Source organism: Rhizobium phaseoli (genome assembly GCF_010668805.1).
In the GTDB taxonomy this organism is placed as follows: domain Bacteria; phylum Pseudomonadota; class Alphaproteobacteria; order Rhizobiales; family Rhizobiaceae; genus Rhizobium; species Rhizobium phaseoli_A.
Genome location: NZ_WUFT01000151.1, coordinates 1 through 387 on the forward strand (window position 1 = coordinate 1; position 387 = coordinate 387).

Here is a 387-nt window from a genome sequence, read left to right on the forward strand (position 1 = left end):
AGCTCGAGCAGCAGTCGTTCATGGACCCGCTGACGGGGCTCCTGAATCGTCGCGCGTTTCTGAGCGCGCATCAACAGGAACGCGAGAAGGCGATGCGCACGGGCGGATTGCTGTCGCTGCTGCTGATCGATCTCGATCATTTCAAGCAGGTGAACGACACGTATGGGCACGCCACGGGCGATCGCATTCTGATCGACTTCGCGAAGCGCGTCGCCGACATGTTGCCGGCGCCGGGGCATGTCGCGCGCTGGGGCGGCGAGGAGTTCGCCGTGCTGCTGCCGCGCGTGCCTCCCGACGAGGCGAGGGACCATGCGGAGCGTATCCGCCGGCGCGTCGCGCAGAAAGACGACGCGACGCTGCCCGGCTACACATGCAGTATCGGTGTCG

The 387-nt window shown here is 66.1% G+C and carries 1 protein-coding gene; it reads left to right on the forward strand.

Features of this window, described 5'->3' with window-relative positions; all coding sequences use genetic code 11:
• Window positions 1-20: 20 nt before the first annotated feature.
• Window positions 21-387 (forward strand): GGDEF domain-containing protein (locus GR197_RS31815; protein WP_246724752.1); only part of this gene is annotated, 367 nt, incomplete at its 3' end.